4 protein-coding genes are annotated in these 4,721 nt (G+C 69.5%); 3 read left to right on the top strand and 1 reads right to left on the bottom strand.

The window, feature by feature from the left end:
* Nucleotides 1-179 precede the first annotated feature (179 nt).
* The gene (locus tag ACFW2Y_RS34790) at nt 180-1,427 is read right to left on the bottom strand and encodes an MFS transporter (RefSeq protein WP_384887443.1); all 1,248 of its coding nucleotides are present in this window, start codon (nt 1,425-1,427) and stop codon (nt 180-182) included.
* Nucleotides 1,428-1,564: 137 nt separating this feature from the next.
* On the opposite strand from ACFW2Y_RS34790, the gene ACFW2Y_RS34785 reads away from it, so the two are divergent.
* The 3 genes from ACFW2Y_RS34785 (at nt 1,565) to ACFW2Y_RS34775 (ending at nt 4,622) form a co-directional block, all read left to right on the top strand.
* Nucleotides 1,565-2,500, top strand: a complete 936-nt coding sequence (locus ACFW2Y_RS34785) for a LysR family transcriptional regulator (protein WP_384887441.1) — start codon at nt 1,565-1,567, stop codon at nt 2,498-2,500.
* A 415-nt stretch (nt 2,501-2,915) separates the two neighbouring features.
* Nucleotides 2,916-3,956, top strand: coding sequence for a hypothetical protein (locus tag ACFW2Y_RS34780; protein WP_384887438.1), 1,041 nt, complete (start codon nt 2,916-2,918; stop codon nt 3,954-3,956).
* A 432-nt stretch (nt 3,957-4,388) separates the two neighbouring features.
* Complete coding sequence (locus ACFW2Y_RS34775) at nt 4,389-4,622, top strand: hypothetical protein (protein ID WP_384887436.1); 234 nt, start codon at nt 4,389-4,391, stop codon at nt 4,620-4,622.
* The last annotated feature ends 99 nt before the right edge of the window (nt 4,623-4,721 follow it).

The raw sequence follows: 4,721 nt of genomic DNA, 5'->3' as shown, positions 1-4,721 counted from the left end.
CACAGCTCCCGTGCACCTGTCGTCCCGCCAGCGGTCCGCTGGCGGGACGGGTATCGGGTGCCGGGCGACGGGCGCGCTGTACGGGGCGGGCCGCCTTGCACGGCCGGCCACATCGGACGCCTGGCCTCCAGTTCCACAGCCAGAGCCGTGGGGATCCGCAGACCCTCGTTCCGGTCCGCTCACCCGAGGCGACTTCGGGACGGTTCCGGCTCCTTCCGCGCGTCCTGGTCCCGCCGGGGAAGCAGGAGCGGGGTGGTCAGCGCGAGCAGTCCCACGACCGTGAGGGCGGCGCGCGGGCCGATGACGCCGGAGAGCGTCCCGACGAGCGCGGTGAGGACGGCGATGGACATCTGTTGGCCGATCGACCAGGCCGACAGGGTGCGTGCGACGAGACGCTCGGGGGTGAGTTCCAGCCGGTAGGTGGCGAGGACCGGGCCGTACAGGCTCATGTTGATGATGATCGCCAGCTCGATGGCCATCACGGTGATGAGGCCGACGGTGCCGGGACGGACCAGGGCCAGGCCGATCAGCCAGATGACGCGCAGGGTGCCGACGGCCCGGAAGACCCGGTACCGGCCGAAGCGGGCCACGACGCGGCGGGCCAGCCGCGAGCCGATGAGTCCGCCGAGGCAGGGGGCGGCGAAGGCGAGGCCGTACTGCCAGGGGGGAAACCCGAGCTGCCGGAGCAGGAGCACGGCCAGCAGCGGCTCGGTGGCCATGATGAGACCGGCGACGAGCAGGTGGTTGAGGTAGAGGGGGCGTAGAACGGGGTGCCCCATGATGTGGCGCCAGCCGTCGAACGGTGCGGCTGTTCGGCCCCGGCTACCACCGGTGCCGCGCGGAACTCCTTCCCGGCCGCGGATCGCGGTGATGCACAGCGCGGAGAGCAGATGGCTGACCGCGTCGGCCACCACGGTGACGACCGGCCCGAACAGACCGATCGCCGCTCCACCGAGCGGTGGCCCCACCGCGACGGAGCTCCAGCGCGTGGACTCGAACCGCGCGTTGGCGACGAGCAGGTCATCCGGCCGGACCAGGACCTTGAGGTAAGCGCCGCTGGCCGCGTTGAAGACGATCCTGGCCGCAGCGACCACGGCCGAGACCACGAGCAGTTGAACGAAACCGAGCCGACCGAAGAAATGGGCCATCGGGATCGACACCATGGCGGCGAACCGCACCAGATCCATCAGGATCATGGTCGGACGCTTGCGCCGGAACTCCACCCACGGCCCGAGCGGCACGGCGATCAGCGCGCCCACCGCAGGCCCCACCGCGGACAGTGCGGACACCTCGGCGGGGCCGGCGTGCAACACCAGTACGGCGATCAGCGGCAATGCCCCGAAGCCCAGCCCCGATCCGTATGCGCTCACCGCACCGGCCGCCCACAGCCAGCCGAACTGCCGTCCCAGTGACTTTCTGCCCAGCACGTTCGGTGCGCTCCCTCGGTCCCGACCGAACAAACGGATGTTGGTCACCGAGAGCTAAACGGTCAGGACAACAGCAGGTCAAACAACTGATTCGTCGACCACACACAACCAAAAGTTGTTCACTAAGGTGAGTCGACGTGGATCTCGAAGCAGTACGCACCTTTGTCGCCGTCGTGGAAGCGGGCCAGTTCCAGAAGGCCGCCGCCGACCTGTCGATCACCCAGCAGGCCGTCTCCAAACGCATCGCCACGCTGGAACGCGCCCTCGGCGTGCGCTTGTTCACCCGTGCCCCGCGCGGGGTTGAGCTCACCATCGACGGCCAGGCGTTCCTTCCCCACGCGCGAGAGCTGTTGCTCGTCGTCGAACGTGCGGGCGCATCCGTGCGCCCCGGCCACCGGCCGTTGCGCGTCGACGTGATCACCTCGCGCAGCGCGCAGTCGAACCTGATGCGCGGCTTCCACCGTGCGCACCCCGAAGTCGACCTCACCGTGATGATGCTGCTCGACATCGGGAAGGCCGTCACCGCCGTTCGCTCCGGCGCGATCGACGCTTCCTTCCGTGCCGTCACCGCACCCGGGCGTGCCCTGCCCGAGGGCATCGAGTCCGTCCGAGTGCTCGACGAACCGCTCCAACTGCTCATCGGCCCCGACCATGCGCTTGCGGATGCCCGGTCGGTGACCCTCGCCCAACTCGTCGGACATCGGATCTGGATGCCCGGCATCGCCCCCGGTACCGAGTGGGGCGCCTACTACGACGACCTCGTCGCCGAGTTCGCCCTCACCATCGAGGCGACCGGCCCCAACTTCGGCTCCGACGCGCTCCTCGACACCATTGCCGACACCCCGGCCCTGGCCACCTTCATGGGCGCGCACACCCGCCTCATCTGGCCCGCCGGCCATGGCCTGCGCCGCATTCCGGTGACCGACCCGACGCCCGTCTACCCGCACTCGCTCCTCTGGCACCGAGACAATCCCCACCCTGCGTTGGCCGCCCTCCGCACCCATCTCGCCGTCACGGCGGCCGAGCAGGACGCCACCGGCACCTGGACGCCTGACTGGGCCGCTCTCCGCTGAACGGGCCCGCGCCCGCGCGGCCGGCTCTCCCCCCCCACGCGCCGACGAGGCGTACCCCGTGGCAATCGGACCGCCGCCCGAAACGTCGACGTCTCCCGACGCGAGGCAGGGTCTGCGCCGTGGCCGGTCGGCACGGTTGGATTCCGCTTGCGACGTGCCGGCGATGATCGAGCGCCGGCGCCTGCATCCACTCGTGTGCAAGGCGGTCGCTGATCGGGACCGTCACCTGCGGGTGCGCGCCCGGTGCCCGAGGACGAGGGCGCGCTAGGGTGTCGGTGAGGTCCCGGGTGCGGCACGCCGCTCGTGAGCAGGGTCCGAGGAGGAGCGGTGCGGACGCGGGACGGTGAACGCGGACGCGTGCGAGCGGCCCACGGGCCGGCGCCTCGTGCCACGGGCGCGGAAGGCAAGGGGCGGGATGGTGCGGCAGGACAAGCGGCGACGCGAGGCGAACGCGCGTTGGGACGAGGAGATCACCTCCTTCGGCGAGTTGCTCGCCGCCCATCCTTTCGATCCCGCACGGCCAGGGACGCCCATCGACGCCGTCCAGGACTTCGAGCGTGCGTTGAACGCCTATGAGCAGGCGAAGCAAGCGCGGCCGGGGGAACGGAGCGGGGACGAGCAGGACGTACTGCGTGCCCTGACGGAAGGGCGTCAGGCCCTGGCCCGTCTGGACGCCCATCTGTCCGGTGTCCCGCTGGCACTGTGCTTCTTCGATCCCCATCACGGGCCCGCCGTCCGCGAACTCCCCTGGGCCCCTGACGGCGGGGTGAGCAGGCCGGTTGCCGTGTGCGCGGAGGACGGGGCGAGGCTCAGCCGGGGGAGCAGCTCCGGCAGGCGTGGTTCCGGTCCCCGTCGTCCTGATGTGGGTGATGCGGGTGATGCCGGGACCCGGACCGTACCGCGCCCCGGGGCCCCGCTCGTTTCCGGCAAGCCCCGGTGGCGAGACCGCTACACCGCATCGGAACTCGCGTTCCGGTCCTTGGGCGTGCTGCTCGTCGTCCACGCCCTCGTGAGGTCCCTGTTCATTGACCGCGGGGAGTGGTGGGAAGCCCTGGCTGCCGCGGTCCTCCTCTCGGCGATCGGCGGGTTCCTCGTCCTCGTGTGCTTCGTGGTGTCCATCGGCGCTGTCCAGTTCCTCGGTGTGCTGTGGCGTTGGGTGCGCGGCGGCAGGCGGGTGCGGGCGGATTTCGTGCGGCGCCAGAAGGGCCGATCCGGGCAGGAGCACGTCTTCGAGGCGATCGATGCATCGGGTGGCCGTCATCAGCACACCCGCTCGGTGGGAAGCCCGACAGCGGCTCCGCTGCCGTATCGGATGGTGTGGCTCGTGCCGGGTGAGAAAGAGCCGCTCGGCGCATGGGCGCCCTTGGGATATTTCATCGGGCTCTCCCTCTGCGTGCCGCTCTTCACGGGAGGGGCTTTTTTGGCGTTTCTCTTTCTCTCCGAGACCCCGTCGTGAACCTTTCTCTCCTCGGGCGAAAAGAACGCTGACGGTCGCGGGTGCGGCGGTTCGCAGCATGGGTGGGCCCCACTGGTTCGTCCTTGATTTTGTCTGACCGTATGCATGCCCTCATCGGTGTTCCCGTCCGTCAAGCAGCGCTCGGACCTGCTGACTCCCACTTCGTCGCACCGGGCATTCACGCCAGGTTTCCGTCGTGACCCGGTCGGTCCTTCGGGAGGGAACCGCTCGGGACTTTCCCGGCATCAGGGTGAAGGGGTGCTCGGGCACGCCGAAGCGGAAAACAGCAGGAGGCATCGTTTCTGCATTTGTGCGGCCCACGATCAGTTGTCCGACATTGGAGTGAGGTGCCGTGTCCCCTCGTTTCCCATGACGTTGGACTGCCCGACGGGCACTTTCGGCGCGTCGATACAACAAGTTCGAGGAGTAGTCATGCGTTCTCTGGCCGCGTCTGTCCTGGCCGTGGGCATCCTTCTGGGCGGTGCGAGTGCTGCGCTCGCCAACGACGGAGTCGGGATCGGAAGCTTCGACGGCGGTGGCGCCGGCTTCACTTCGCACTGCGCGGTGAGCGGCGTTCCGTCCGTATACGGAACGATCTTCACCGGCTCGTGCTCGGACATGGGTTGGGAGAAGGGCGCGGAGTTCGCCTACCTCGGCGCCCACTGACCTACGGTCACAACAGCATCGGGCGCCGCTCGATAAGTCCTGTGCATCCCGTGCCCCCGCACGGCCTGTGCCGAACGGCCCGTCCTCGTACGCGAGGAC

This window comes from Streptomyces sp. NPDC058877 (assembly GCF_042742855.1).
Lineage (GTDB): Bacteria > Actinomycetota > Actinomycetes > Streptomycetales > Streptomycetaceae > Streptomyces.
This window is presented reverse-complemented; position numbering and strand designations above follow the sequence as displayed.

What these genes read in the sequence shown, in the direction of transcription:
- ACFW2Y_RS34780 (WP_384887438.1), top strand. Translation starts at nt 2,916, where the DNA reads ATGGTGCGGCAGGACAAGCGGCGACGCGAGGCGAACGCGCGTTGGGAC.
- ACFW2Y_RS34775 (WP_384887436.1), top strand. Translation starts at nt 4,389, where the DNA reads ATGCGTTCTCTGGCCGCGTCTGTCCTGGCCGTGGGCATCCTTCTGGGC.